The organism is Pseudomonas sp. Irchel 3H3 (genome assembly GCF_900187635.1).
GTDB lineage: Bacteria > Pseudomonadota > Gammaproteobacteria > Pseudomonadales > Pseudomonadaceae > Aquipseudomonas.
Map to the genome: position 1 here is coordinate 18,483 of NZ_FYEC01000035.1, position 25,385 is coordinate 43,867.

The window sequence follows — 25,385 nt, forward strand, 5'->3', positions numbered from 1 at the left end:
GGTCCGCTCAGTTGCTCTTGACCGCGTAATCCGGCTTCTTGTCGTTGCCGGCAATGAACGGGCTCCAGGGCTCGGCGCGGATCGGTCCTTCGGTCTGCCAGACCACGTTGAACTGACCGTCGGCCTGGATCTCGCCGATCATCACCGGCTTGTGCAGGTGGTGGTTGGTCTTGTCCATGGTCAGGGTGTAGCCCGACGGTGCGGCGAAGGTCTGGCCGGCCAGGGCTTCACGGACCTTGTCGACATCGGTGGACTTGGCTTTCTCGGCGGCTTGCGCCCACATGTGGATGCCGACGTACGTGGCTTCCATCGGGTCGTTGGTGACGGCCTTGTCGGCGCCCGGCAGGTTGTGTTTCTTGGCGTAGGCCTTCCAGTCTGCGACGAACTTCTGGTTGACCGGGTTCTCCACCGATTCGAAGTAGTTCCACGCCGCGAGGTTGCCCACCAATGGCTTGGTGTCGATGCCGCGCAGTTCTTCCTCGCCTACCGAGAATGCGACGACGGGCACGTCGGTGGCCTTCAAGCCCTGGTTGGCCAGCTCCTTGTAGAACGGCACGTTGGAGTCGCCGTTGACCGTGGAAATGACGGCGGTCTTGCCGCCGGCCGAGAACTTCTTGATGTTGGCGACGATGGTCTGGTAATCGCTGTGGCCGAACGGCGTGTAGACCTCTTCGATGTCCTTGTCGGCCACGCCTTTGGCGTGCAGGAACGAGCGCAGGATTTTGTTGGTGGTGCGCGGGTAGACATAGTCGGTGCCCAGCAGGAAGTAGCGCTTGGCGCTGCCGCCTTCTTCGCTCATCAGGTATTCCACGGCGGGGATCGCCTGTTGGTTCGGCGCGGCACCGGTGTAGAACACGTTCGGCGACATCTCCTCGCCTTCGTATTGCACCGGATAGAACAGCAGGCCATTGAGCTCTTCGAACACTGGCAATACCGACTTACGCGACACCGAGGTCCAGCAACCGAATACCACGGCCACCTTGTCCTGGGTCAGCAGTTGCCGGCCCTTTTCGGCGAATAGTGGCCAGTTCGACGCTGGGTCGACGACCACCGGCTCCAGCAGCTTGCCATTGACGCCGCCCTTGGCGTTGATTTCGTCGATGGTCATCAACGCCATGTCTTTGAGCGAGGTTTCAGAGATCGCCATGGTCCCGGACAGGGAATGCAGGATGCCAACCTTGATGGTCTCGGCGGCCTGGACTGTCCAGGTCATGCCCATCGCGGCAATGCTTGCCGAAAGTGTGAAAGCCTTGATCAAGCTGCGACGCTTCATTGTGCGATCTCCATGAACGTGTTGGGGTTTCTGGTTGGCATTGGTGGAAGGCTGAAGAGTCTTTAGCAAGGGCTGTGCCTAAGCGCGTAGGCCTGCGGTTTGGTGCCGCCGCCGAGGAGGACTGATGCGCGGGTGCACCAGGGACGGGCGTGCAACGCTATGTGGGGCATGGCGGTGCGCTGAAGTGGTGCCTGTGGTCCCTACATATGTACCGCACAGTCACGCTGTCGCTGGATAACCTGATGGCTCACTACAGGTCGTACACAGATTGGAGCTATTTCATGGACGAGAGAGAAGGCCCGAGTAATGCATCCCGGCATTCCAGCGCTGCAATTGTGCGCATGAGCCGAGAGTTTCTCTCGGCGGATGACGCAGCGCGGCATGCTCATGAACAGGTCGGTAAGCGACGTGACCACGAGTTTGTTGCAATGATCTTCGAGCGCAGCAACCAGCGGTTCGTCGTGACTGAACCGGTCGACGCCGGAACCGATGCGCTCGAAGCGCCCCCGCTGTTCCCGGTGGACGCCCAAGGCCGGCCAATCTATCCGGCGAACCACCTGCTACACAGCGTGTTTTATTCGCACCGGGCGCTCTCGACGCTGGATGCCGATCAGGTGCAGGGTTTGCAATGGTCGCGCGCAGACGCCAGCGTGAGCTTGCAGATGTTCAAGGTTCACGAGTTGTTCCATGTGGTCACGCAAGGTGTTCCGGCCTATCTGTCAGGTGCCGACGACAGTCTGTTGTGGTTCGAGCCCGATACCAGCGGCTGGCAGCAGTTGCTGGTGCGCTTGGGCACCGTGAGCAACCCGGGGCCACTGGCGCGGGGGCTAGAGGATGGCAGCGTCGTTCCTGTGGAGTTTGTAAAAGCGGTGGCGGGCGCAGGAACGTTGCGGGTCGTTGTCGACAGTCTGCTCTGGGGCTATCGGGGGCAAGTGGCCCAGGACTGGACGGCCTACCCGCCACAGACTCCGCGACCGGTACCGAAGCAGGTCGCCTATGGCGCGGTTTTTTCGTCCGCAGACGAAGCGGCGCAGGATCGTTTCTCCCGCGGGGCAGGGGCCGACGACAAGGAGCAGACCTGGTTCGGCTTTATCCTCAAGCGACAGGGCAGGGAGGAGTACATCGCCACGGAGTTGGTTGCGGTCGATGGTGTTCGAGACAAACTGTTTTCACGCGCTAGCCTGTTCCGCCGCTCCCGTCCGGGAGCCGGCATTGATTTTGTGTACCCGGAATCCTTCCAGCGCCATTCGTATTTTTATTCGCGCCAGCGGGTTACGCAGACTCCGCGTCCCAGCCGACTCTGGTTGGCCCAGCACTTCATTGTGCCCAGGGACCTGTATGTCGTAGTGGACGACTCCAAGAGGCCGTCGATCCTCGAAGGGCCTGAGTCGATTCCCACCTATATCGCGACACAGGATGGCGCACTGTTGAGGTATGTCGCGCGCAAGAGCACCAAGTTGTTTGATAACAACACCCCGAACATGGGGTTGGATGATGTCCAGAGCAGCCTGGTCAAAGGCACTCTGACCCAGACCGGTTTTGTCAGGTTAGTGGCCAACAGTGGCGAGTTGCGAGTCCTGCACACCAATATGTGCTGGGACAGGGAAGGGCTGGTCAATGCGCAATGGACGCCGGCGCAGAACCTCGAACGGCGTCTTTTGGGGCCTGTTTTCCCGACCCTGGATGATGCGGCGCTGCATGCTCGCGCGCAGGTCCCCGTGACGACCGATAGGGTCTATGGAGGCCTGATCCTGAAGCGTGCCGATGGCTTGTTTGTTGGCACCTTGCCGGTGATCACGCCTGAGGAAGACTTCGATGTGAAATGGATCTTCCCGGATGAAAGTGTCAGTGCCGGACTCTTCCCTGCCGGATGCACAATTGTGGCTCGCTATCGCGCGCGCCATGCCCGGGAGGTTCCGGTGCTCTTGTCTGCGTCGGAAAAACAACTGTACCTCAACATGTTGTCCGTGAAGGCAGTCCATACCGCGTTCGAGCGCGGGACGCGAACGATGGAGGAGTACCTGTTCGGGCCTGACGGCTCGGTGATTCGCTATCGCAGTGGTGCATGGAATAAGGTTCGAGCCAACCTTGCCCATGCCTTGACCGATTTCGGCAGTCTGCCCCATGACCTGGATGCAGCCTGGGTAAAAAAGCGTATCCATGAGGGGGATTTGAAACCGTCGGCGTGGGTCGATTCGCTGGCGAAGAACGGTTATCTGTACGTGGTGGCAGGCAGCTCTGTTTGGGGCGCGCCGCGTTTAGTCACCGATTTCAGCCTGGTGCGCCAGGCGAGCGGCGACACTGTGCCCAAGCTGCCACGCAGTGAGCCGCACTACAGTCCCGTATTTGCTGACGGCGTTGCGGTGGCACGTCATGTTCATGAACACACCGCAGAGCGTGGGGCGCTGAGTTTTGGTTACATTCTGCGGGATCGTTGGCATGACAGGTTCATTGCCACTCTTGCGATCCAGGTACCTGGCTCGACTCTGGCCTATGACCAGGTATTCCCCGACGGGCTCCTGCCCCAGGGCTACGTCGTCGACAGTCTGTACCTGTGCGCCGCCCAAGCACCCGATAAGCTGTCGGATAACGACTACCGGCATTTTTTTTCACCGATGGACATGCACCTGGCACTTGCGCATGTTCAAACGGAGCGGGGCAACTTACCCCTCTACTTATCGTGCAGTGACGGGGCGTTGTTGCGATTTGAGAGGGATTACTATGATCCGTTCGATCCACCGGACGAAGCCGCTCAGTTAGCGCTTAAGCGCAATCCGTTCGCGAGCCTTGTGCAGGCGAGTGCAGACTGGCGCGATGTACTCGACGGCACCTTCAGTCTGCCGACCTACATACGAAACATGAGAAAGGCTGGGCGTTTGCAAGTCATGGTGCCAAGTGCTGTCTGGGGGATCGGATTCCTGGCACGGGATTGGCAGCCGCGCAAAGCGGGCATGAGTGAGCAGGATCTCTGGTCGTGGATGCCGAAATTGGCAATGGGACCGATTTTCCAGCATCCCGACGATGCGGCCCGCTACATCCAGCACCAGGCGGGAAGTGCTTATGAGCAGGCAACTTCTTACGAAAGCGCAATATTGCGTCAAAAGGACAAGCATTGCTTTTGTGCACTGGAGCCCCTGGCGCGCAGTGACGACTCCAACCATCTGCTTGATCGCATTTTCCGGACGCCGAGTGACCCCACTACGACCCAGAGGAATCAACCGCCGATTTTTCCTGCGGGCTATGAAGTGTTTGCCAGCCACCAACTTTATCTATCAGGTACCAGCACGCTGGCAACCGATGCTGAACAGGTCTATGCAAACTTTGCCTCGCCCTGGTTGGTGTATCTGCACACCCATGCCCTGAAGGACAAAGGATTCAAGATCATTTCGTATTACTACTCAACACCCCATGGCGCGTTGCTGAAGTATGTGCCGCAGTACACCCAGGCAGAAACGGCCTTGCTGCGGACCAAACAAGCCGAGCGGGTTGGCGACCAGTGGGTCACTCGATTGTCGACAGCAGACTTCATTTCGCAATTGGCCGACATCGGTGAATTGCGGGTACTTACAGCCGCGCACTACTGGAATCAGTCTGGGCGTCTGGGCAGTAACTGGAAGACTGATCGGCTACAGGCGCCGCTGGCGCCAGTCAGTTTTCACCGTGATGAACTGTAGCGTCTGGGCACCTGTGTACGATCAAAGGCGTTTTTTGGAACGCCTTTGATCGTGAGGTAAACCGGCGAGAACTATTGGCGCGTGCAGGTTTCCATGCCGTGACCACCGCCTTCATACTCGGGACCGTAATAATATTTACTGAAAGATACACGGCCATCGGCGGCCGTTTTAACCTGCGCGATTCCCACGCCGTAATCTTTCAGGGCAGGGTCGGTGTGGGCAAAGTAGATCGCCAGCGACTTTTTGTGCGCGGCGGCGAAGCCGTTATAGAGGGAGTTGTCGGCCAGGGTCAGGGTGAAACTGTAGGCACCATACGGACCGGTACTTTGCTCGGGGTTGAGCTGCATGTCGACGGTGCCTTTGTACTCTCCGATATGACTGTCCATGCCAGTACATTGGTAATGCCCTGAATAGTTAGTGCCGGTAAATGGTGGCTGGGCTGCCATTGCCGGCAGTGAAATGAAGGCGAGTGAGGCTAGGATCTTCTTTATCAAGTTGACCTCTTTCAATTCTTTGTAGGAATTGTACGGATTGAAAAGTAGGAAGTTTCCCGCAACTAATGTTGTCTGGTTAGTGGGTGCTTAAGTTGTGGGAGCGGGAGTATGCCGAGGATTAGGCAGCGGCTCAAAACCAACCCAAGACAAGACTTTTCAAGTTGTTCAACGATATTTCAAGCGCCCTTGAAATACCGTTGCTCCGTCCCTGGCGATGTTCAGGAAGAAGAAGAGGCCGCTGCAGTCTGCCGGCTCACGCGCGTCAGCAGGAAACGGTCCAGTACCCACATCACCACCAGCGAAGCGCCCACCAGCGGGAACAGCACGGCCAGCACCAGCATGATCAGCACCCCGGTTTTCCAGGTCGGTAGGCCATGGCGCAACGGAGGTACCCCGACCTTGCCCTGGGGCCGGCGCTTCCACCAGATCACCACGCCACTGACGGCGCTGAGCAGGATCATCAGGCAGATCAGCAGCACGATGAGCTGGTTGAGCACGCCGAACATCTTGCCTTCGTGCAGCATTACCCCCATTTCCGTGGCGCGGGCGACATTGCCATAGTGTTCCCAGCGCACATCGGCCAGGACCTTGCCGCTGTACTGGTCGACGTGCAGAGTGGCGTCGTTGCGCGGGTCGTCGGCGAACACGGCGATGGTGAACACACCGCTGGCGCTGGTAGGCAAGGTGATGCTGTAGCCCGGCTCGACCCGGCCTTGCTCGGCGATTTCCTGCACCGCCTGCAGGCTGATGCCCGGAGCTGCCGGCGCGCTGCTGGCGCCGTTGTGGGCCATGTGTTCGGCGTGGTCGCCGGACATCGGCATCGGCGTATTTTCCATGGCCCAGGGCACGGTCTGGCGGGCCGCGGTGTTGAGGCTGCGCGCTTGCTCGTCGGACTTTGGGACGTTGTCCCACATGGCGGCCGGGAACTGGTTCCAGAGTTCGGCGTAGGATTTGCCCCAGAAACCGGTCCAGGTCATACCGCTGAGCAGCATGACCAGCAGCAATGCCGCCCCCCAGAAGCCGGTGACGGCGTGCAGGTCACGCCACAGCACCCGACCACGACTGTTCAGGCGAGGCCAGAGAATGCCGGCGCCGCCCTTGCCACGAGGCCACCAGAGGTAGACCCCGGACACCACCAGCACGATGCCCCAGCCGGCCGCCATCTCGATCAGGCGATCGCCGAGGGTGCCGATCATCAGTTCGCCGTGAATCGCGCGGGCGATGGCTTGCAGGTTGTACTTGGCATCCTGCTCGCCGAGGATGTCGCCGTGGTAGGGGTCGACGAATACGTTGAGTTCGTTGCCCTGGTTGTTCAGCACAAACTGCGCGCTGCGCTCGGCATTGATCGCCGGCAGGTACTGGGTGACCTGGCCCTGTGGATACGCCGTTTGTACCCTGCGCAGCAGATCATCGGCACTGAGGGTGTGATGGCCGGCCGGGACATTCAGCAGGTTGCCGTACATCAGGGGATCGAGTTGTGGCTTGAACAGGTAGATGGTGCCGGTCAGCGCCAGCATCACCATGAAAGGGGCGACGAACAGCCCGGCATAAAAATGCCAGCGCCAGGCCAGGTTGTAGAAGGACACTTTGGGTTGGCTCATCAATAGCACTCCGCTCGGCTATGAATCTTTTATAGGTGTTGTGTGGCTGCTGGTTCTGCAGCAACTGGCGCGGGCAGCGCCAGTTGCTACAGGCATGGCGTCCTTGCGAAGCGTTTTAGAAACTCATGTCCACTTTGGTCCAGAACGTGCGCCCCGGTTCATTGATCGCTTGTGGATCACTGGCCGGGTAGCCGAACCCGGCGTTGCCGGCCAGGTTCAAATGCTCGGCGTAGTCCTTGCCGAACAGGTTGTCGATGCCGCTGCTGACCTTCCAGTGCTGGTCGATGCGGTAGGCGCCATTGAGGGAGAACACCGCGAAGCCGGGGCTCTTGTCGTAGTCCTTGCCCACCACGTTGCCCTTGTTCTGGTCGATGCGGTTTTGCGCGGCGACTACCCGCCACAAGGCACCGGCGCTCCAGTTGTCTTCGCTGTAGGTCAGGCCGAAACGCGCGTCCAGCGGCGGCATTTGCGGCAGGGCGGTGTCGTGGGTGGTGTCTTTGCCCCAGGCGTAGGCCAGGGTGGCGTCGGCTTTCCAGTGGGAGGTCAAGTTGTAGGCTGCACCCAGTTCACCGCCCATGATGCGGGCGTTGATGTTCTCGGCCCGCGAGCTGGTGCCCATGGGCGTGGGGGTGTAGTCGAACAAGATGTAGTCGTGCACTTCGCCGATGTAGGCCGAGGCCCAGGCTTCGAGGTCCTGGGTCTTGTATTGCAGGCCGACGTCGAGCTGGGTGGTTTTCTCCGGCTGGATCGAGTCGAAGGCGTTGAGCGACCCCACGGGACCGGACTTGGGCGAAAACAGCTCCCAGTAATCCGGGAAACGCTCAGCGTGGCCCAAGCCTGCGTACAGGGTGGTCGGGCTCTCCGCCAGGTCGTGCTCGTAGCGCACGAAGCCGCTGGGCAAGGTATCGGCGCGGGTGTCGTCGGCCGTCGGGTTGGGTTTGCTCATCATCCCGGAGCCGATGCTCTGGCGAAAATCCTTGGCCGAGGCACGGTCCAGGCGTGCGCCAGTGATCAGGCGGTTGCGGTCGGCGGCGTACCAGGTCAGTTCACCGAACAGGCCGTAATTGTGGAAGTCCGCATCCTTGTTGCGTGGCACGTCCTTGTAGGTGTCGATGCCCATGGCGCTGCGCTGGCGGTGTTCGTTGGTCTGTGCGTCGACACCGCTGACCAGTTGCAGGTCGGCCCAGCGCCAGGTGGCCTTGACCCGCGCACCGAGGGTCCGGCGGTCGACGTTGGAGGCCATGGGGCCGGCCATCATCCCGGTGCCGGAAGGCGTGCGCAGGGTGTAGTTGTCCATCACGTGGTCGGCGTAGTTGTAGTAGACCTGGGCCTCGAGTTTTTCCAGCACTTCGCTGAGGTCCGACTGCACGAAACGCAGGCCCAGGCTTTCGCGCTTGAACTGCGAGCCGTCCATGCCGCGTCCGGCATAACGCGCTTCACCGTCGCCCTTGCCAGCGGTCAACTCCAGCAAGGTGTCGGTGTTCGGGGTCCAGCCGACGGCGACGTCGCCGTTCCACTTGTCATAGCGCGACGGCACGCTGTCGTTGTTGCCGTCCTTATAGTCATCGGAGTGGGCAGTGTTGCCGATCACCCGCACGTAGCCCTGTGGGCCACCCGCAGCGGCATCCAGCACTTTGTCGAAGCGCCCGTTGGAGCCACCCAGCACGCTGGCATTCACCCGGCTGCCGAGTTCGCCGAAACTTTCCGGTTCGCGATCGAAGAGGATCGTGCCAGCCGAGGCGCCGGGGCCCCAGAGCACGGTTTGTGGGCCCTTGATCACCGTGAGCGTGTCGTAGGTTTCCGGGGAGATGTACGAGGTGGGTGCGTCCATGCGGCCAGGGCAGGCGCCCAGCAGCATGCTGCCGTTGGTGAGGATGTTCAGCCGCGAGCCGAACATGCCGCGCAGCACCGGGTCGCCATTGGTGCCTCCGTTGCGCACCAGGGCGAAGCCGGGAATGGTCTTCAAGTAATCGCCACCGTCGCTGGCCGGCACCGGTTGGCGCGGGTCCTTGGGGTTGGTGACGATGGTCAGGGGCGAGCTGGGGGCAATGCCCGTGATCACCGTGGGGCTCAGCTCTTCGGCGTGCTGGCTGTGATCAACGGCCGTCTCGGCGGCGCCGGCCAATGGCGTGAGCAGGGCGCCGCACAGCAGCGCGGTGGCCTGTTTGAGGCGAACGCGCAAGGTATTAGGGGCGAAAGTTGCCTGGGCAGCGCTCAGGCGTGGGGCAGCAGAAAACCTGGACATAACAATTCCATCAATCAGTCGTAAACACACGGCCAGCAGCCAGTGGCTGTCGAGTTCAACAGTTGGCCGTGTCAGTGGGGATGTGGGTGTTTACGCGTTGATGGGTGGGGCGCGGGTGCGGGCGCCGGGGAAGACGGTCAGCCGGGCATGACCCAGGCGAGGTGATGAGCTGATGAAACCTTGCGCCAGAGGCGGGTCGAAAGTCGCCAGGGCCAGGCTACCTGGCAGTGCCGGGCAATTGAAGAGCAGGTTGCAGTAGCCGCACTTTTCCCAGATTGCATGGTGATCGGCCTGGGGCGCGCAGTGTTCGGCAGGCGCTTGGGCCTCATGCTCGGCATGGGCTCCGGGCGCCATGTCCATGCTCATGTCCATCGACATGCTCATGGACATTGGGGCGCGTTGATCCATCGGCATCGACTGAGAAATCAGTGGGCCGATAAAGATCAACAGCATGGCAAACAGACTGACCCAGCTGCCACGCGCGACCGTCAAGCTGGTCTTGCGTGGAGCTGTGCGCCTGCGGCCGGGTGAGCGCTGCGCGTTCACGGGCGGTGGTGCTGCCGGTTACTGGGCGTGCTGGTGCGTGTCGGTGCCAGCGGGCGGTTGTTTCTGCACCGCGACGTCCACGGTGAGGTTGCCGGCCTTCTCGAAATGCAGGGTCAACGGGAAGCGCTTGCCGTCGCTCAGCAGGCTGCGGTCCTTAAGCTCCATGAGCATCACGTGGTAGGCCATTGGCGCGAACGTGATGGTGCCACCGGCGGGAATCTCGACGCTGGGCACCTGCTGCATTTTCATCAGGTCTTTTTGCATCAGGTGTTCGTGCAACTCGGCTTTGCCCGAGATGGGCGAATCCACACTGAGCAGTCGGTCAGCGGTTTTGCCATTGTTGTGAATGACAAAGTAGGCCGCCACGGTTGGGGCATTGGGCGGCAGCTCTTGTGACCAGGGGTGGGCGATGTCCAGCTCACCGGCCTTGTATTCATGGGCATTGGCAAAGCAGGCAGGCAACAGCAATGCGGCGAGCAGCAACGTGTGCTTCACCAGGGATGGTTTTGACATGGCAGTTCTCCGAAACGATTAAAACGCAGGGTAGTTGCGAATCGAATCAGACCAGGGGAGAGGCCCGGGGGTTGAGACTGGGCCATTGCTGGCGCGGTGTCGGCGAGTCGAGGGTCGGCGCCGGCAGGCTGCGATTGGCTTCGAACCGGGCGAAGTACAGCTGTGGCGTATGCCCGGGCAATGCCACCAGGGGCGCTGAACCCGAGCAGCACCAGCAGTGCTGCATGTTGGAGTGTTGTTCGCCGGGCGGGGTTTTCTGCTCAAGGTTACCCAGGGAGATGGCGACCATGCGGGTGCCACTGGACGAGCAGAAACTGCCCCACATCAACTGCTCGGTCGGCGACTGGCCGGACGCTTTGGCCATGGCGCTGGACATCGGCATGGCGAGCATGTTGAACAGCACTGCGAAGCAGGCGATCCAGGCAATTGCTAGCCGTTGTCGGGACATGGTCAGATCCGGTGAAGTGGGAGATCAGGCGGCGTATTTAGCCTGATCGGGGTGGATAAGTAAAAAGCTGTCGTGCGGTGTGGTGTCGCAGTGTCATCAGGCAGCTGTCGCGTGAAGCTTGAGGCCCAGGGCCTTCATCACCTTCATGATAGTCGCGAATTCCGGATTGCCAGTGCTGCCGAGTGCCTTGTACAGGCTTTCACGGCCCAACCCGGTGTCGCGGGCGATCTGCGTCATGCCTTTGGCGCGCGCAATGTCATTGAGCGCGCATCGGATCAACACACCGTCGCCTGCATCCTCTTCAAAGCAGGCGTCCAGGTAGGCCGCCATTTCCTCAGGTGTCTTGAGGTATTGGGCGACGTCGAAACGGCTAAATTGTTCAGCCATGGCTTACTCCTCGCTACCGATGTTTCGCGCCATCGACTGCGCGCGCTTGATGTCGCGTTTTTGCGTCGACTTGTCCCCTCCCGCCAACAACAGATAAACCACTCGATGTTTGCGGGTGAAGTACATTCGATAGCCAGGCCCGTAATGAACACGCATTTCATAAACAGCCTCACCCACAGGTTCACAATCACCGAAGTTGCCATGTTCCGCAGCTCGAAGCCTCGCCAACAGGCGAGCCTTGCCGATGGTGTCCTTGATTGAGCCAAGCCAGTCGGAAAATAGGTCTGACTGTTCGAAGTCGATCATGGCTGATCGTATTCCTTGGGATACAGGTTGGCAAGCAGCACTTTCTCCAGGGCGAACGGCGGGTACCGAGTAATCTTGGGTCGTGTGCTCGAAGTATTGAGGTGTTTACGAAGAGTTGACGCAATGTAGAGCAGGCGTGTCGGGTTACACCAGACAGCGCTTTCTGGTTGTCTTGCCTGTTTTTTCTTTCTTGCCGGTTGTAGTCAGGAACCGTCTGACAACGACAGTGCCTTCAATACCTGCTCCACAGTGACAAATTCCCGATCCGCCGCTGGCAACACTGGACGCTTGAGAATCAGCACCGGCACCCCACACTCGCGGGCTACTTCGAGTTTCGGTTCGGTGGCGCTGCTGCCGCTGTTCTTGCTGATCAGGACGTCGATCTGCCGACGCTGGAACAGCGCGCGTTCGTCTTCGAGGTGGAATGGGCCGCGGGCTCCGAGCACTTCGCAGCGCGGGTTGCCGGGGTAAACCTCGAGCGCGCGCAAGGTCCAGAACTGCCCGGCAGGGATTTCGTCCAGGTGTTGTAGCGGCTCGCGGCCCAAGGTGAACAGCGGGCGTTGGAACGGCTTGAGGGCTGCACTCAGTTCGGCCCAGTCGCTGACTTCGCGCCAGTCATCGCCGGCTTGCGCCTGCCACGCTGGCCGGCGCAGCGCCCAGCATGGGATAGCGCTGAGTCGCGCGGCAGTGACGGCGTTCTGGCTGATCTGTGCGGCGTAGGGGTGGGTGGCGTCGAGCAGCAGGTCGATGCCTTGTTCCTGGATGAAACGGGCCAGGCCTTCGGCGCCGCCATAACCGCCGACGCGCACTTGGCACGTCAGGTCGCTGGGTACCCGGCCGACACCGGCCAGGCTGTAGATGTGCTGCGCGCCAAGCGTGCGAGCGATCGCCAGGGCTTCGGTGATACCGCCGAGCAACAACAGCCGTTTCATGGCAAGACTCCCGCTTGACCGACAATGCCGCCCTGGCGGTCGATGGCAAATACTTCGACCTGGACCTGGGCCGGCACCACGCTGCGGGCGAACGCCAGGGCGTGCTGGCACACCGCGTCACCCAGGGCGATGCCGGCGGCGCTGGCCATCGCCAGGGCCTGCTGACTGGTGTTGGCTTGGCGAATCTGCTGCTGCAGTGCGGCGTCGGCGCCCACCGCAGCGGCCCATTCGGCCAGTTGCACAAGGTCGATGCTTGAATGTCGACTGTGCAGGTCCATGTGGCCGGCGGCGAGCTTGCTGATCTTGCCGAAGCCACCACACAGGCTGAGTTTATCCACAGGCACTTTGCGTAGGTGCTTGAGCACCGCACCGACAAAATCGCCCATTTCGATCAGGGCGATTTCCGGCAGGTTGTAGACCCGGCGCATGGTGTCTTCGCTGGCGTTGCCGGTGCAGGCGGCGATGTGCAGGTAGCCGTTGGTCTTGGCGACGTCGATGCCCTGGTGGATCGAGGCGATGTACGCCGCGCAGGAAAACGGCCGGACGATGCCGCTGGTGCCGAGAATCGACAGGCCACCGAGAATGCCCAGGCGCGGGTTCATGGTCTTCAGCGCCAGGGCTTCACCGTCCTGGACGTTGACCGTCACCGCAAAACCGCCGGCATAACCGAGCTCCAGGGCCAGGGCGCCGAGGTGGTCGCTGATCATCTTGCGCGGCACCGGATTGATCGCCGGCTCGCCGACGCCCAGCACCAGGCCTGGGCGGGTCACGGTGCCGACGCCAAGCCCGGCACTGAAGCGAATGCCGGGCTCGGCGGTCAGGCGCACCTGGCTGTAGAGCAAGGCACCGTGGGTCACGTCCGGGTCGTCGCCGGCATCCTTGATCGTGCCAGCCTCGGCGCCGTCAGCCAGGAGCCGGCAGAACTCCAGGCGCATCTGCACCTGCTTGCCCTTGGGCAGGACGATCTGCACCGCATCACTGCTACCGCCGCCCAGCAGCAAGCGCGCCGCCGCGAGGCTGGTGGCGGTGGCGCAACTGCCGGTGGTCAGGCCGCTGCGCAGGGGGGCGGGTTGTTCGCCGGTTTCGTCACGCATCGAGGGGTTTGACCAGATCCAGCAAGGTAATCGGCAGCGCCTGGCGCCAGGTGTCGAACTCGCCCAATGGCTGGGCCTGGGCGATGTGCAGCCGGGTCAGTTCGCCGCCGTGCCGCTCACGCCAGGCCAGCAAGGTCATTTCGCTTTGCAGGGTGACGGCGTTGGCAACCAGTCGGCCGCCGGGTTTGAGTTGCGCCCAGCACGTTTCGAGCACGCCGGCACGAGTCACGCCGCCGCCAATGAATATCGCGTCCGGGCGTTCGAGTCCGGCCAGCGCTTGTGGTGCGCTGCCGCGAATCAGCTGCAGGCCGGGGACGCCGAGGGTGTCGCGGTTGCGCTCGATCAGTAGCTGGCGGCCTGGGTCCGCCTCGATGGCAAAGGCGCGGCAACTGGGGTGGGCGCGCATCCATTCGATACCGATCGAGCCTGAGCCTGCGCCGACATCCCACAACAATTCGCCGGGTATCGGCGCCAGGTGGGCCAGGGTCACGGCCCGCACGTCGCGCTTGGTCAATTGGCCGTCGTGGGCGAAGGCCGAGTCCGGCAGGCCGGCAAGACGCGACAGGCGCGCAGCAGTCGGTTCGGCGATGCACTCGATGGCCAGCACATTGAGGTCGGCGACCGCGGGATCGTCCCATTCGCTGGCAAGGCCGTCGATCCGCCGCTCCTGCTCGCCGCCCAGGTGTTCCAGCACGCTGATCCGGCTCGGGCCGAAGCCCCGTTCACGCAGCAGCGCGGCCAATGCAGCCGGGCTGTGTCGGTCGTTGCTCAGCACCAACAGGCGTACCCCACTGAACAATTGGCCGTTGAGCGCGGCCAGTGGCCGGGCCACCAGCGACAGGCAGACCGCCTCTTGCAGTGGCCAGCCGAGACGGGCGGCTGCCAGGGAGCAGGATGACGGCGCGGGCAGGATCAGCATCTCTTCGCTGGGTACCTGACGCGCCAGGCTGGCGCCGACGCCGAAAAACATCGGGTCACCACTGGCCAACACACAGACCGGTGCGCCGCGTTGCGCCAGGAGCGGCTCGAGGAAGAACGGGCTTGGCCACAGTTGGCGCTCGCCACGGATGCACACCGGCAGCAGATCGAGCTGGCGCTGGCCGCCGATAATCCGTGCGGCCCCCAGCAATGCACGCCGGGCCTGCTTGCCCAGTCCCTTGAAGCCGTCTTCTCCGATGCCTACGACTGTCAGCCAGGGGGCCATCTATATTCCTCAAACATGAAGGTTCCGACGGGCAGGCTTTTCATGCCGTCGGACAAAGCAGGCATAATACCGCGCCTTCGCCCGCGAAGTGCTTCTACCTCTTGAGTCGGTCGCCCCCTTGAACGAACGTCCGTTGCATCCTGCCTTACGCCCCTCGGCCTGTCCGGGGTTGCTGCGTATCGTCCAGGCGCTGGATGGCGGGATCTGCCGGATCAAGTTGAGCGGCGGCTCGATCAGTGCCGCCCAGGCCCTCGCGGTAGCCACGGCTGCCGAGGAATTTGCCGGCGGGGTGATCGAGGCGACCAACCGCGCCAATTTGCAGATTCGCGGCATTACCGGCGAGCACTCGCGGCTGATCGAGCGCCTGCTGGTGGCCGGACTCGGTCCGCGCTTGGCGGCGGGTGACGATGTACGCAACCTGATGCTCAGTCCGGCCGCCGGCATCGACCGCGCCATGGTGCTGGATACCCGGGCGCTGGCGGCGCAGATCCTCGCGACCCTGGAGAGCAATTCGGGCCTGCATGACCTGTCCGCCAAGTTCGCCGTGCAGTTGGATGGCGGCGAGTCGCTGGCCATGCTCGAGCACCCCCATGACCTGTGGTTGAGTGCGTTCGAGCGCAAGGGTGAGACCTGGTTGGCCTTTGGCCTGGCCGGATGCCCGACGGACACCGCCGCGGGTGCCGTGCGGCTCGACGACGGTCACTGCCTGGTGGTGGCGGTGCTGGAGCTGTTTCTCGCACTGGCGCGGCCGGAGCAGACTCGCATGCGCCACTTGCTGGCCGAGCGTTCCTTGGACTCGCTGCTGGTGCTGCTCGGTGAACGGCTGCCGCTGCAGCGACTCGATACCTGGCAGCGCACGCCGGCACCGTCGGGGCGGCACCTGGGTACTTATCCACAGCGTCAGCCGGGCCTGGTCCATGTAGGGGCCGTGCCGCCGTTGGGACGGCTGACCTCGGAAATGCTCCAAGGCGCGGCGCTACTGTGTGAGCAATACGGTGATGCCAGTCTGCGCCTGACACCCTGGCAGAGTCTGTTGCTGCCCAGCATCCGCGAGCAGGACGCGCCCGCCCTCAGCCAACAGTTGCAAGCGCTGGGGTTCCTGTTGAGCGCCGATCAGGCCTTGGCCCATGTGCTGGCCTGCACCGGTTCCACCGGTTGTGCCAAGGGCCTGGCCGACACCAAGCGCGACGGCCAGCGCCTGGCCGCGCTGCGCCAATCAGCTGGCGCGCCAGTGCAGGTGCACTTATCCGGTTGCCCGCGTTCCTGCGCCGCCGCCCATACGGCGCCCGTGACCTTGCTGGCGGTCAGTCCCGGTCACTACGACCTCTATTTTCGCGATGCAGGGCAGGCCGGTTTCGGCGCCCTGCAAGCACGTAACCTCACTATTGAAGCGGCGGGTGCACTGCTTGATGCCCGCCCACGGAGCCCCCTTGATGCTTGATTACATCCGCGACGGTCAGGAGATCTATCGCAACTCCTTCGCGATCATTCGCGCCGAGGCGAACCTGGACCGTATTCCGGCCGATCTGGAAAAACTCGCGGTGCGGGTGATCCACGCCTGCGGCATGGTCGAGGCCATCGATGGCCTGCAGTTTTCCGCCGGGGCGGGCAAGGCCGGGCGTGATGCGCTGGCGGCCGGTGCACCGATTCTGTGTGACGCGCGGATGGTCTCCGAGGGCGTGACCCGGGCCCGCTTGCCAGCCAACAACCCAGTGATCTGTACCCTGCGCGACGACAGCGTGGCCGAGTTGGCGCGCGAACTGGGCAACACCCGTTCCGCTGCGGCGCTGGAGTTGTGGCGTCCGCACCTGGAAGGCAGCGTGGTGGTGATCGGCAACGCCCCGACCGCGTTGTTCTACCTGCTGGAAATGCTCGACGCCGGCGCACCCAAGCCGGCGCTGATTCTCGGCTTCCCGGTGGGGTTTGTCGGCGCCGCCGAATCCAAGGCCATGCTCGCGGCGGACAGCCGTGGCGTGCCCTTCGTGATCATGCAAGGCCGGCTGGGCGGTAGCGCCATGGCCGCCGCTGCGGTCAATGCCCTCGCCACGGAGATTGAATGATGCAGCAACCTGGACGCTTGATCGGCCTGGGCGTGGGCCCCGGTGACCCGGAACTGATTACCGTCAAGGCCCTGCGCCTGCTGCGCGAGTCGCCCGTGGTGGCGTACTTCGTGGCCAAGGGCAAGAAAGGCAATGCCTTCGGCATCATCGAAGCCCACCTGCAAGAGGCGCAGAACCTGTTGCCGCTGGTGTACCCGGTGACCACCGAAGCGTTGCCAGCGCCGCTGTCCTACGAAGAAATTATCAGTGATTTCTACGACGGCGCTGCCCAAGCGGTGGCCGCGCACCTGGACGCCGGCCGCGACGTGGCGGTGATCTGCGAAGGCGATCCGTTCTTCTACGGCTCTTACATGTACCTGCACGACCGTCTGGCCACGCGCTATGAAGCCGAAGTGGTGCCAGGTGTGTGCTCGATGCTCGGTGGCGCTTCGGTGCTTGGTGCGCCGTTGGTGTATCGCAACCAGAGCCTGTCGGTGCTGTCCGGCGTGCTGCCCCACGAAGACCTCAAGCGCCGCCTGGCCGATGCGGACGCGGCGGTGATCATGAAGCTTGGCCGTAACTTCCCGAAAGTGCGCCAAGTGCTCGAGGAGCTGGGACTGGCCGAGCGAGCGCTGTATGTCGAGCGGGCGACCATGGCCAATCAGAAGATTGTGCCGCTGGATCAGGTCGAGCCGATGTCCTCGCCGTACTTCTCGCTGATTATCGTTCCTGGCGAAAGGTGGCAAGGCTGATGACCCATTCCACGCCAGCCATTGTCATTCTCGGCCAGGGTAGCCTGGCCACTGCGCGTCGCCTGCAGCAGGTGTATCCCGCCGCCTTGATCCACGGTCTCGGTGGGCGGGTAGAAGGCGCAGACCGGGTGTATCGGGAGTTCGGCGCGACCCTGCGCGAACTCTATCAACAGGGCACGCCGATCATTGCCCTGTGTGCGGCCGGTATCGTGATCCGCACCCTGGCACCGTTGCTGCTGGAGAAAGGTGTCGAGCCGCCGGTGCTGGCGGTGGCGGAAGACGGCAGCGCAGTAGTGCCGCTGCTGGGTGGTCTCGGCGGGGTGAATGGCATGGCCCGGGAGATTGCCGCGGCATTCGAGGTGGCGCCAGCGATCACCACCAGCGGTGAGCTGCGCTTCGGCACTTGCTTGCTCAATCCACCCAGCGGATATGCGTTGGGTGATCTGGAGGCGGGTAAACGTTTTGTCTCCGATCTGCTGGCCGGTCACTCCGTGCGCGTCGAAGGTGCCGCGCCCTGGCTGGCGCAAGCCCAACTGCCGGAGGATCCGCAGGCCCAGCATTCGATCCACGTCGGCAGTGCCGAGCGTGTGGCGACGGTCAACGAGTTGTTGATCTATCCGCGCAGCGTCGCGGTGATTGTGGCGAGCGCCGCAGAGGAACTGCCAGAGCGGATTCGCGCGGCCTTGCAGGAGGCGCAACTCGCGCTGCCGGCCCTGGCCTGCCTAGTGGCGCCGCAGGCACAGATGGCCTGCCCGGTGTTGCGTGAAGCCGCGCTGGCGTTGGCCGTACCGCTGCGTTTTGTCGCCTCGGCGATCGACCTTGAAACCCTGGCGCGCAGCGCCGTGCCAGAGGGGCGTCTGATCGCCAGCGCCCAGGAGCTGATGATTGCCGTGGCCGAACAGCCGCTGCAGGTGAATCTTATCGGCCGTCCCCGTGGGCGTCTGGCGGTGATTGGCCTCGGCCCGGGCGCCGCCGAACTGATGGTGCCAGCGGTGAAAGCCGAACTGGCGCGAGCCACCGATGTGCTCGGTTATGAAACCTACGTACGCATGGCCGGACCGTTTCGTCAGGACCAGGTGCAGCACTGCACCGATAACCGCGAAGAGATGCAACGGGCCCGGCACGCCTTTGAACTGGCCGCCCAGGGGCGTTCGGTGATCGTGGTGTCGTCCGGTGATCCGGGAGTGTTCGCCATGGCGGCGGCGGTGCTTGAGGCGTTGCACGAGTCGGATGACCCGGCGTGGCATAACGTCGACCTGCAGATCCTGCCCGGGGTCTCTGCTTCGCTGGCCACCGCCGCCCAGGCCGGAGCACCGCTGGGGCATGACTTCTGCGTGATGTCGCTGTCCGACAACCTGAAACCCTGGTCGATCATCGAGAAGCGCCTGGACCTGGCAGCCGAGGCCGATCTGGCGCTGGCGTTCTACAACCCGATTTCCCGCTCGCGCCCCTGGCAGTTGGGGCGCGCGCTGGAGATTGTCGCCCAGCATCGCGCACCTGCAACGCCGGTAGTCCTGGGCCGGGATATCGGCCGCCCCGGCCAGACCCTGCGCATCACCACCCTCGGTGCGCTGACCCCTGATCAAGTCGACATGCGCACTATGGTGCTGGTCGGTTCTTCCACGACCTGCACTTTTCCACGTAGCGACGGCGGTGAGTGGGTCTATACGCCACGTTGGTATGGTGAAAAGCCTGGCACTTGAATAATAACGCCCCTTCTTAGGGGCGTTATTGTTTTACCCCTGTTAACGGATTTGTGAAGTTTGTATTGGGGGCAGATAACCGTGGCCGTATAACGCTGAATAAATCGCAGCTTGAAGTCATTCTCTCGGTCTGCTGTTTCGCGGTGCCGAAGCGCTCGATGCGGCGTCAAGGCATGGACTGGAACTGGCCATGGAGTTTTCTGGCGAGCGTGTCTCGCTGTCACCGGCAGAGCTGATGGCGGGGCTTGAGCCGGGCCTCAGGGCACCAGGTAACCCTTGACCCCGGTAAAGATGATCTGCGCCGCCAGTGCACAGACAAACAGCCCCATCAGGCGGCTGACGATCTGCAAACCCTGGTCACCGAGAATCCGCTCGATGCGATTGGAAAGGTACAGCACCACGCCCACAGTGAGACTGGCCAGGGCAATACTCATGATCGCGGTGAGTTTATCGTCCCAGTGCGGTTGGCCGACGCCCATCACCAGCAAGGCACCGATGGTGCCGGGACCGACGGTCAGCGGGATGGTCAGCGGGACGATGGTCACATCCTGCTGCACGTTGTCGGTCTGCACCGCGGATTTGCCTTGGGCCATGCCCAATGCCGAGATGAACAGTACGCTGCCGGCGCCGATGCGAAAGGCGTCTACGGTGATGCCGAACACGTTGAAAATCACCCGGCCGAACAGGTACAGCAAAATGCTGGAAATCAGGGTCGCGAGGGCGACTTTCCACGCCAGGCGCCGACGCTCCTTGTTGGAATAGCCGCGGGTCAGGCTGATGAAGCACGACAGCACGAAGAACGGGCTATAGAGCACCAACATTTTCAGGTAAACGCTGAATAGCACGTGGAGCATGGTTTTGGCTCGCGGCGGGAGAGTGTTGGGGGAGTCTATCAGTCGGTCTATGGGTTGTGGGAGATGGCCGGTAGATCAATGATTATTTTGTCGGTGCGTAGTTAGTTGTTTTGTTTAGGTAGTTCGATGCTTGGGTGACAGTTGTTATTGGAAAGTTACAGGTTGCAGTTTGTGATTTTCCTTGTTCCTGTTTATGGTCGCTTTGCAGTCTCATGAAGAGGCTGGAATTATAATCAAGGAGCTGGTCATGAATGTTGTTGATGGTGTGTATGGAATGACTGCCGTCGGATGTGTTGAACGTATCAGGAATTATGAGATAGCGGACTCCTCGACTCTACGCTCCCGCAGTTTTGCTTTGCCGGAAGTTGAGGCGCCGGAAAAAGCTGCTGTTGTCGGGGAGGGTGTTTTGTCTTTTACCGGTAATCTCGCTGGGCAAAATATCGACGATGTCATGCACGCGTTTCTTTTTGCAACGCTGGCGTCGAACAAAGAATTTCCGCGCGAGGAGCAGGGTAAGGAGTGGTACTACCATTTTGTCCAGGTCATGACCGATGCCGGTTGGCTGCCCACCCAGAAGTTTTATAACGACATCAATATCGGGGGTAACTCGGTGCGCATGGATGAATTGGTCCTGGAGATCCTTGGGGCTGTCGTGGCCGGGATTGCCTTGCCGGGTTCTACCTCCGCACTGATGCTGAAAGTGGCAAGTTCCGCCATCAACGCACTGAAAAAGCGCGAAACCGCGCTGACCCTGTATGAGCGCAACATGCTTGAAAATGGCGTAGGCGGTACCGCGGCCGGAACCTGTACGGAAATCAATGGTGAAGTGACACTGGCCTTGGGGACCGTGCGGTTTATTCGCAAGAATACTTCGACCCAGGTTCTGTTTTCCGACTGGGATTCTCGCGATGTGAAGCTGTATCGCGGTGAGTCGGTATTCAGGAAAGTACCGGCTATTGTCGAGGTGACCCGCGAGGTCATTCTAGAGAAGTTAGGTATCAACGCAAAAACCAAGATCTCCAACTACCAAATTTAACGGAATAAAAATAAAAGGGGAGCCATGCAGTGGCTGCCCTTTTAGTTTTGGGGGTTTGCTATGGAACAGCATTACATGGTGTATGCAGTAAGGGATGCGGTTGTTGCATTGCCCGGAGCCAATGGCCTGGCCACGTGTTCTGATGTCGTCAAATCGTGCCTGTTGGCCCAACTGGTGGCTAATAAAAAAATGCAGATGAAGGCGGCTGTCGATTGGTACGACGCCTATCTGCAGGTGGTCGATGATTTTTGGATACGCTCGCTCAAGGCGCAGCAGCATTTTTCCCTGGGACCCCAGAGTGGCAGTTCCCCCTTGGAGTGGGCAGCCGGGATGATGACCAATTGCAAAGATCGTTCGGGGCAGGCTTTTGCCGCTTTCCTGCCCCATATAGCGCACTTGAACAGCTCCGTTGCAGCCATTGGCGAGCTGCCTGGAAACGCCAGTCCAGCCCTGCAGGACGTGCGTCTGTTGGCGATCCTGGCGCTGACGCCAACCTCGATCATCAGCCTGTATATCGTCTTCCAGACTCGCCAGGTGCTGAGCGCAAACCCCTGGTCGCAGGCATTTTGCGTTGAGGAGGTGGTGGGCCCTGTATGCATTCGCCAGGCGCGGGCGAATCTTTCCGAACTCCTTTATGCACGGGCTCGTGAGGCGGTTGACCTGAAACTCAGGGATAAACTGAGCGACAACCTTGCGAAGCTGGGTGAAATCACGGATGTCACCTGTAAACCCTTCACGGTGGAGGGCCGCTCATGATCGATACCACTGCACAGGCCGCCGTGGTGGGTGGCAGCCTGATCGCCTTTGCCGGTGATCTACCGGAGTCCCATCGGGAAGACATTTACCTCAGTACCCTGTACGCGCAAAGGGCGACCCGCGCGGCAGTTGCCGATGGCCTGGAAGGCGACTGGTTTGAGTATTACCGCAACACGCTCAAGTTCATCGGCTGGGATGTGCCACGGCCGGAGGGGTTGCTGCTCACGTCCACCGACTCGATGGGCCATCAGGTCATTCAGCAGATTTCCAGGCGCCTGGGTGAGGCTTTTTCCAGTCCTATCAGTCGTGCAATGGCAGCCCTGGAGCAGAACCAGGCGGCGCTCGATTTGTTCGAGTCCAGCAGCCTGACACAGCAGGCCGGGGTCTTTCAGATGATTCCCTGCATCGCCAACGGCCCGAACAAGATCGACCTGGGTCTCTACCACCGACAGTTCAGGCTGTATCGAAGCGCTCCGCAGTTTCTATTCGCGCAAGAACAGGTGCGAGAGAGCAGGGAGCAGATGGCGTTGCTGACCTTCAATACGCTTTACTACGCGCAGTTTCGCGAGAAAGTTAAAAAAGCGATCCTGGAGCAATCACTCACGTCCATCCGCGGGCTGTCGATTTGACTGGGACGCAGCGAGGGGATTGATCAGACGGGCGATGTGTTGCGATTGTGCTGATCGCGCTGGACCACCCAGTACTCGACCAGCTCACGCAGTTGCGACAGCTCCACCGGCTTGGCCATGTGCCCGTCCATGCCGGCCTGGCGTGCGCGGTCCTTGTGTTCGGCGAGGATGTGCGCGGTCAGTGCTACCACCGGGGTACGAGTGCGCTGGTTGCCGACTTCCCAGGCGCGTAATTGCTGGGTGGCGGAAAACCCGTCGAGGATCGGCATTTCGCAATCCATCAACACCAGGTCATAACGCTGGGCCTTCATCGCCTTCAAGGCTTCTTCGCCGTTGCTGGCGGTGTCCGGTTGCAGGTTGAGTTTGCCCAGCATGCCGCGAATCACTTTGGTCGAGATGCTGTTGTCTTCGGCGACCAGGATGCGGAAGTCGCTGGGCACACTGACCTCCAGGGGTTGGTTGCCGGGCAGGGACGGGGAGACGGCCTGGCCTTTGTTGCGTTGGGTCAACTCGTCGGCCAGGGTGGTCTTGAGCGTATAACCGGCCACGGGTTTGGCCAGAATGCGTTTGATCCCGGCATTACGCGCGATGATCTTGCTCGGGGCGTTGCTGATACCGGTGAGCATGATCAGCAGGATGTCGTGATTCAGGCTCGGGTCTTCCTTGATCTTGGCGGCCAGTTGCATGCCGGTCATGCCGGGCATGTTCTGGTCCAGCAGGACCACGTCGAAATAATCGCGCAGGTGCGCCTTGGTACGCAGCAAGGCCAGGGCTTCCTTGCCGGAAGGCACGGCGCTGACATTCAGGCCCCAGGCCGTGCATTGCTGCACCAGGACCTTGCGGCAGGTGTCGTTGTCGTCCACCACCAGCACCCGTGCGCCTTGCAGCGGGCTGTCGAGGTCGGATGTCGGGTGTTCGAGACGGTCCGGGTCCAGGGGCAAGGTCAGCCACAGTGTATTGCCCTGATTGCTGCCGCACTTGATGCCGAACTCGCCGTGCATCAACAGGATCAACTGGCGGGCAATCACCAGGCCCAGGTTGCCGCCCAGGGGTGTCGCGGAGAGGAAGTTCTTGCTGTGCAGTTCTGCGTGCATCAAGGCTTCACGTTCTTGCGCCTCCATGGGCAGCCCGCTGTCCTGCACGGCGATGCGCAGGCGCGGTTTGCTGCTGCGCTCATCGAGGGCGACAACAATCAGGATCTCGCCTTCCTCGGTTTTTTTCAGTGCGTTTTCCAGCAGGCTCAGCAGGGTCTGGCGCAGGCGTGTCGGGTCGCCGCTGATCACGCGTGGCACCTGGGGCTGGATGAAGCTGATGAGCTCGACGTTCTGCTGCTCGGCCTTGGCGCGGAAGATGCTCAGGCAGTCGTCGACCAGGGCGTTGAGGTCGAACTGCACGTCATCCAGCTCGATTTGCCCGGACTCCAGCTTGGAGATGTCGAGGATCTCGTTGATCAGCGTCAGCAGTTCGTTGCCGGCGCTGTGGATGGTCTGCACGTAGTCGCGCTGCTTGACTGACAGTGGCGTGCCCAGCAGTAGTTCGGTCATGCCCAGTACGCCATTCATCGGGGTGCGAATTTCATGGCTGATCTTCGCCAGGAACTCGGCCTTGGCGTTGATTTCGGCATTGCTGGCGGCCAGGTCGCGGCTGATGCTGAAGCGGTTCTCGATGATGCTGCGCTGGCGCTCGGTCAGCGAAATCCCCATCAGCAGGCCGCTCAGTCCGATAAAGGCCAACAAGGCGGTGATCAGGCTTTGCGGGGCGACCACTGTCAGGCCCAGCAGCGCCGGCAAGATGATCAGCGTGCCGAGGTTGAACACCACCATCGCGATGACGAAGAAGCGGGCCGGTCGGTAGCCCTGCTGCCAGTGGTAGGCGCTGACCAGGAGCATGCTCAGGCCGGCCAGCGCGACCAGTGCATAGGTCATCAGGTTCAGCGGCAAGGTCTCGACGAACAGCAACAACAGGCTGCACAGGACAATGAACAGGATATCGCCCATCAGCAGCTTGTTCAGCGGGTGCGGGCCCAGCGGGGTAAAGAACCGGTAGGTGAACATCAGCCCGCACGGCGCCGTCAGTAGCAGGGCCAGGTAGGCGTCGGGGGTTTGCAGGGCATGCCAGTCGGGTAGCCATGGGCCGGCCAGGTTCAACAGCAGCAGCATGCCCAGCATCAGCAGGCCTTCACACGCCGCGAGCCACAGGCAGGTTTGCGAGCGGGTGAAGGCATAGCGCGTGAGGTTGTGCAGGATCAGCATGGCGATGCAACCGAACAACAGGCCGTAGATCAGCGTCTGGGTCTGGTTGGCGGCGGACATGACCGCTGATTGCAGGGTGATGTAGGGCCGCAACTGGTGTTCGGACACCAAGCGTAGATATACGTCGAGTGGCTGCTGGACCTGCGGCAGTGGCACCATGAAGTCGGTGCTGGGCAGCGGGCGGGTACTCAGTGCCTGGTCGTTGCCACTGTGGGTCTGCTCGATCAGCGTGTCGCCGTCCAGCACATAGAGGTCCAGGTGCACCAGGTCGGGGGCGAAGATGCGCAGCAGTTGTTCGTGTTTGCCAGGATTGAGCCGAAAGCGCAGCCACAGCGCGCCATCAGGGTCGGCGGCGGTGATCTGGTCCAGTTCAATCGGGCTGAATTGATTGGTGTAGCGGGCCGAGCGGATGTCGGTCAGTTGCAGGCTGCCGTGTTCGTCGAGCAATACCGCCCAGCCACTGCCTTGCGTGGCCTGGGCCGGGAGCATGCAGAGCAGGGTCAGTAGGGTGACGGTCAAGCCAATGGCAATCCTGAGCCAGCGCACGGCGGAATCCCTTCTTAGGTTGATGCCAGATTACAACTATGCGCGGGCCTGGAACAGGGCGGCAAGGACCAGCGGCCCTTGCCTGGCCGAACGGCTGGCTT

The 25,385-nt window shown here is 61.7% G+C and carries 22 protein-coding genes; 8 read left to right on the top strand and 14 right to left on the bottom strand.

Annotation, left to right across the window (positions count from 1 at the left end; genetic code table 11):
- Positions 1-7: 7 nt before the first annotated feature.
- Complete coding sequence (urtA, locus tag CKW24_RS24735; protein WP_095171104.1) at positions 8-1,273, bottom strand: urea ABC transporter substrate-binding protein; 1,266 nt, start codon at positions 1,271-1,273, stop codon at positions 8-10.
- A gap of 281 nt (positions 1,274-1,554) precedes the next feature.
- On the opposite strand from urtA, the gene CKW24_RS24740 reads away from it, so the two are divergent.
- Complete coding sequence (locus tag CKW24_RS24740) at positions 1,555-4,947, top strand: hypothetical protein (protein ID WP_095171156.1); 3,393 nt, start codon at positions 1,555-1,557, stop codon at positions 4,945-4,947.
- A gap of 71 nt (positions 4,948-5,018) precedes the next feature.
- On the opposite strand, the gene CKW24_RS24745 is transcribed toward CKW24_RS24740, so the two are convergent.
- From CKW24_RS24745 to cbiE, 11 genes are all read right to left on the bottom strand, one after another.
- Positions 5,019-5,441: a hypothetical protein gene (locus tag CKW24_RS24745; protein WP_095171158.1), complete on the bottom strand. Its 423-nt coding sequence runs from the start codon at positions 5,439-5,441 to the stop codon at positions 5,019-5,021.
- A gap of 218 nt (positions 5,442-5,659) precedes the next feature.
- Positions 5,660-7,042 carry a PepSY domain-containing protein gene (locus CKW24_RS24750; protein ID WP_095171105.1) on the bottom strand — a complete coding sequence of 461 codons (1,383 nt, stop codon included), beginning with the start codon at positions 7,040-7,042 and terminating at the stop codon, positions 5,660-5,662.
- Between the two features lie 115 nt (positions 7,043-7,157).
- Positions 7,158-9,287 carry a TonB-dependent copper receptor gene (locus tag CKW24_RS24755; RefSeq protein ID WP_095171107.1) on the bottom strand — a complete coding sequence of 710 codons (2,130 nt, stop codon included), beginning with the start codon at positions 9,285-9,287 and terminating at the stop codon, positions 7,158-7,160.
- Positions 9,288-9,377: 90 nt separating this feature from the next.
- Positions 9,378-9,779 (bottom strand): DUF2946 domain-containing protein, encoded by a 402-nt coding sequence (locus CKW24_RS24760; protein WP_256585539.1) that lies wholly within the window; start codon positions 9,777-9,779, stop codon positions 9,378-9,380.
- 72 nt (positions 9,780-9,851) lie between these two features.
- The gene (locus CKW24_RS24765; RefSeq protein WP_095171161.1) at positions 9,852-10,331 is read right to left on the bottom strand and encodes a copper chaperone PCu(A)C; all 480 of its coding nucleotides are present in this window, start codon (positions 10,329-10,331) and stop codon (positions 9,852-9,854) included.
- 61 nt (positions 10,332-10,392) lie between these two features.
- A complete protein-coding gene (locus tag CKW24_RS24770; protein ID WP_095171109.1) occupies positions 10,393-10,794 on the bottom strand; it encodes a DUF2946 domain-containing protein in 402 nt (133 codons plus the stop codon).
- 96 nt (positions 10,795-10,890) lie between these two features.
- Positions 10,891-11,181, bottom strand: a complete 291-nt coding sequence (locus CKW24_RS24775; RefSeq protein ID WP_095171111.1) for an addiction module antidote protein — start codon at positions 11,179-11,181, stop codon at positions 10,891-10,893.
- Positions 11,182-11,184: 3 nt separating this feature from the next.
- Complete coding sequence (locus CKW24_RS24780) at positions 11,185-11,487, bottom strand: type II toxin-antitoxin system RelE/ParE family toxin (protein WP_095171113.1); 303 nt, start codon at positions 11,485-11,487, stop codon at positions 11,185-11,187.
- A 203-nt stretch (positions 11,488-11,690) separates the two neighbouring features.
- Positions 11,691-12,419, bottom strand: a complete 729-nt coding sequence (locus CKW24_RS24785) for a cobalt-precorrin-6A reductase (RefSeq protein WP_095171115.1) — start codon at positions 12,417-12,419, stop codon at positions 11,691-11,693.
- Positions 12,416-13,513, bottom strand: coding sequence for a cobalt-precorrin-5B (C(1))-methyltransferase (locus CKW24_RS24790; protein ID WP_095171117.1), 1,098 nt, complete (start codon positions 13,511-13,513; stop codon positions 12,416-12,418). The genes CKW24_RS24785 and CKW24_RS24790 overlap by 4 nt, the downstream gene beginning before the upstream one ends.
- Positions 13,506-14,717: a precorrin-6y C5,15-methyltransferase (decarboxylating) subunit CbiE gene (gene cbiE, locus CKW24_RS24795; RefSeq protein WP_095171128.1), complete on the bottom strand. Its 1,212-nt coding sequence runs from the start codon at positions 14,715-14,717 to the stop codon at positions 13,506-13,508. The genes CKW24_RS24790 and cbiE overlap by 8 nt, the downstream gene beginning before the upstream one ends.
- A 133-nt stretch (positions 14,718-14,850) precedes the next feature.
- Between cbiE and cobG the strand changes: the two genes are divergently transcribed.
- The 4 genes from cobG to cobJ are packed head-to-tail and all read left to right on the top strand — an operon-like array spanning position 14,851 to position 19,211.
- Positions 14,851-16,158: a precorrin-3B synthase gene (gene cobG / locus CKW24_RS24800; RefSeq protein ID WP_256585540.1), complete on the top strand. Its 1,308-nt coding sequence runs from the start codon at positions 14,851-14,853 to the stop codon at positions 16,156-16,158.
- A complete protein-coding gene (locus tag CKW24_RS24805; protein WP_095171133.1) occupies positions 16,151-16,777 on the top strand; it encodes a precorrin-8X methylmutase in 627 nt (208 codons plus the stop codon). Before cobG ends, CKW24_RS24805 begins: the two co-directional genes overlap by 8 nt.
- Positions 16,777-17,508, top strand: coding sequence for a precorrin-2 C(20)-methyltransferase (locus tag CKW24_RS24810; protein WP_095171163.1), 732 nt, complete (start codon positions 16,777-16,779; stop codon positions 17,506-17,508). The genes CKW24_RS24805 and CKW24_RS24810 overlap by 1 nt, the downstream gene beginning before the upstream one ends.
- Positions 17,508-19,211, top strand: a complete 1,704-nt coding sequence (gene cobJ / locus CKW24_RS24815; protein ID WP_095171135.1) for a precorrin-3B C(17)-methyltransferase — start codon at positions 17,508-17,510, stop codon at positions 19,209-19,211. The genes CKW24_RS24810 and cobJ overlap by 1 nt, the downstream gene beginning before the upstream one ends.
- 257 nt (positions 19,212-19,468) lie before the next feature.
- Here the strand turns inward: cobJ and CKW24_RS24820 are convergent, their stop codons facing one another.
- Positions 19,469-20,065, bottom strand: a complete 597-nt coding sequence (locus CKW24_RS24820) for a MarC family protein (RefSeq protein WP_095171137.1) — start codon at positions 20,063-20,065, stop codon at positions 19,469-19,471.
- A gap of 247 nt (positions 20,066-20,312) precedes the next feature.
- Between CKW24_RS24820 and CKW24_RS24825 the strand changes: the two genes are divergently transcribed.
- From CKW24_RS24825 to CKW24_RS24835, 3 genes are read left to right on the top strand one after another with little or no spacing between them, the layout of a single operon-like run.
- Entirely contained in the window at positions 20,313-21,101 is a 789-nt protein-coding gene (locus tag CKW24_RS24825) for a hypothetical protein (protein ID WP_256585541.1), read from the top strand.
- Between the two features lie 60 nt (positions 21,102-21,161).
- The gene (locus tag CKW24_RS24830; protein WP_143501291.1) at positions 21,162-21,857 is read left to right on the top strand and encodes a hypothetical protein; all 696 of its coding nucleotides are present in this window, start codon (positions 21,162-21,164) and stop codon (positions 21,855-21,857) included.
- Positions 21,854-22,486 carry a hypothetical protein gene (locus CKW24_RS24835; protein WP_095171141.1) on the top strand — a complete coding sequence of 211 codons (633 nt, stop codon included), beginning with the start codon at positions 21,854-21,856 and terminating at the stop codon, positions 22,484-22,486. The genes CKW24_RS24830 and CKW24_RS24835 overlap by 4 nt, the downstream gene beginning before the upstream one ends.
- 23 nt (positions 22,487-22,509) lie before the next feature.
- Here the strand turns inward: CKW24_RS24835 and CKW24_RS24840 are convergent, their stop codons facing one another.
- A complete protein-coding gene (locus tag CKW24_RS24840) occupies positions 22,510-25,284 on the bottom strand; it encodes a hybrid sensor histidine kinase/response regulator (RefSeq protein ID WP_095171142.1) in 2,775 nt (924 codons plus the stop codon).
- Positions 25,285-25,385: the final 101 nt, after the last annotated feature.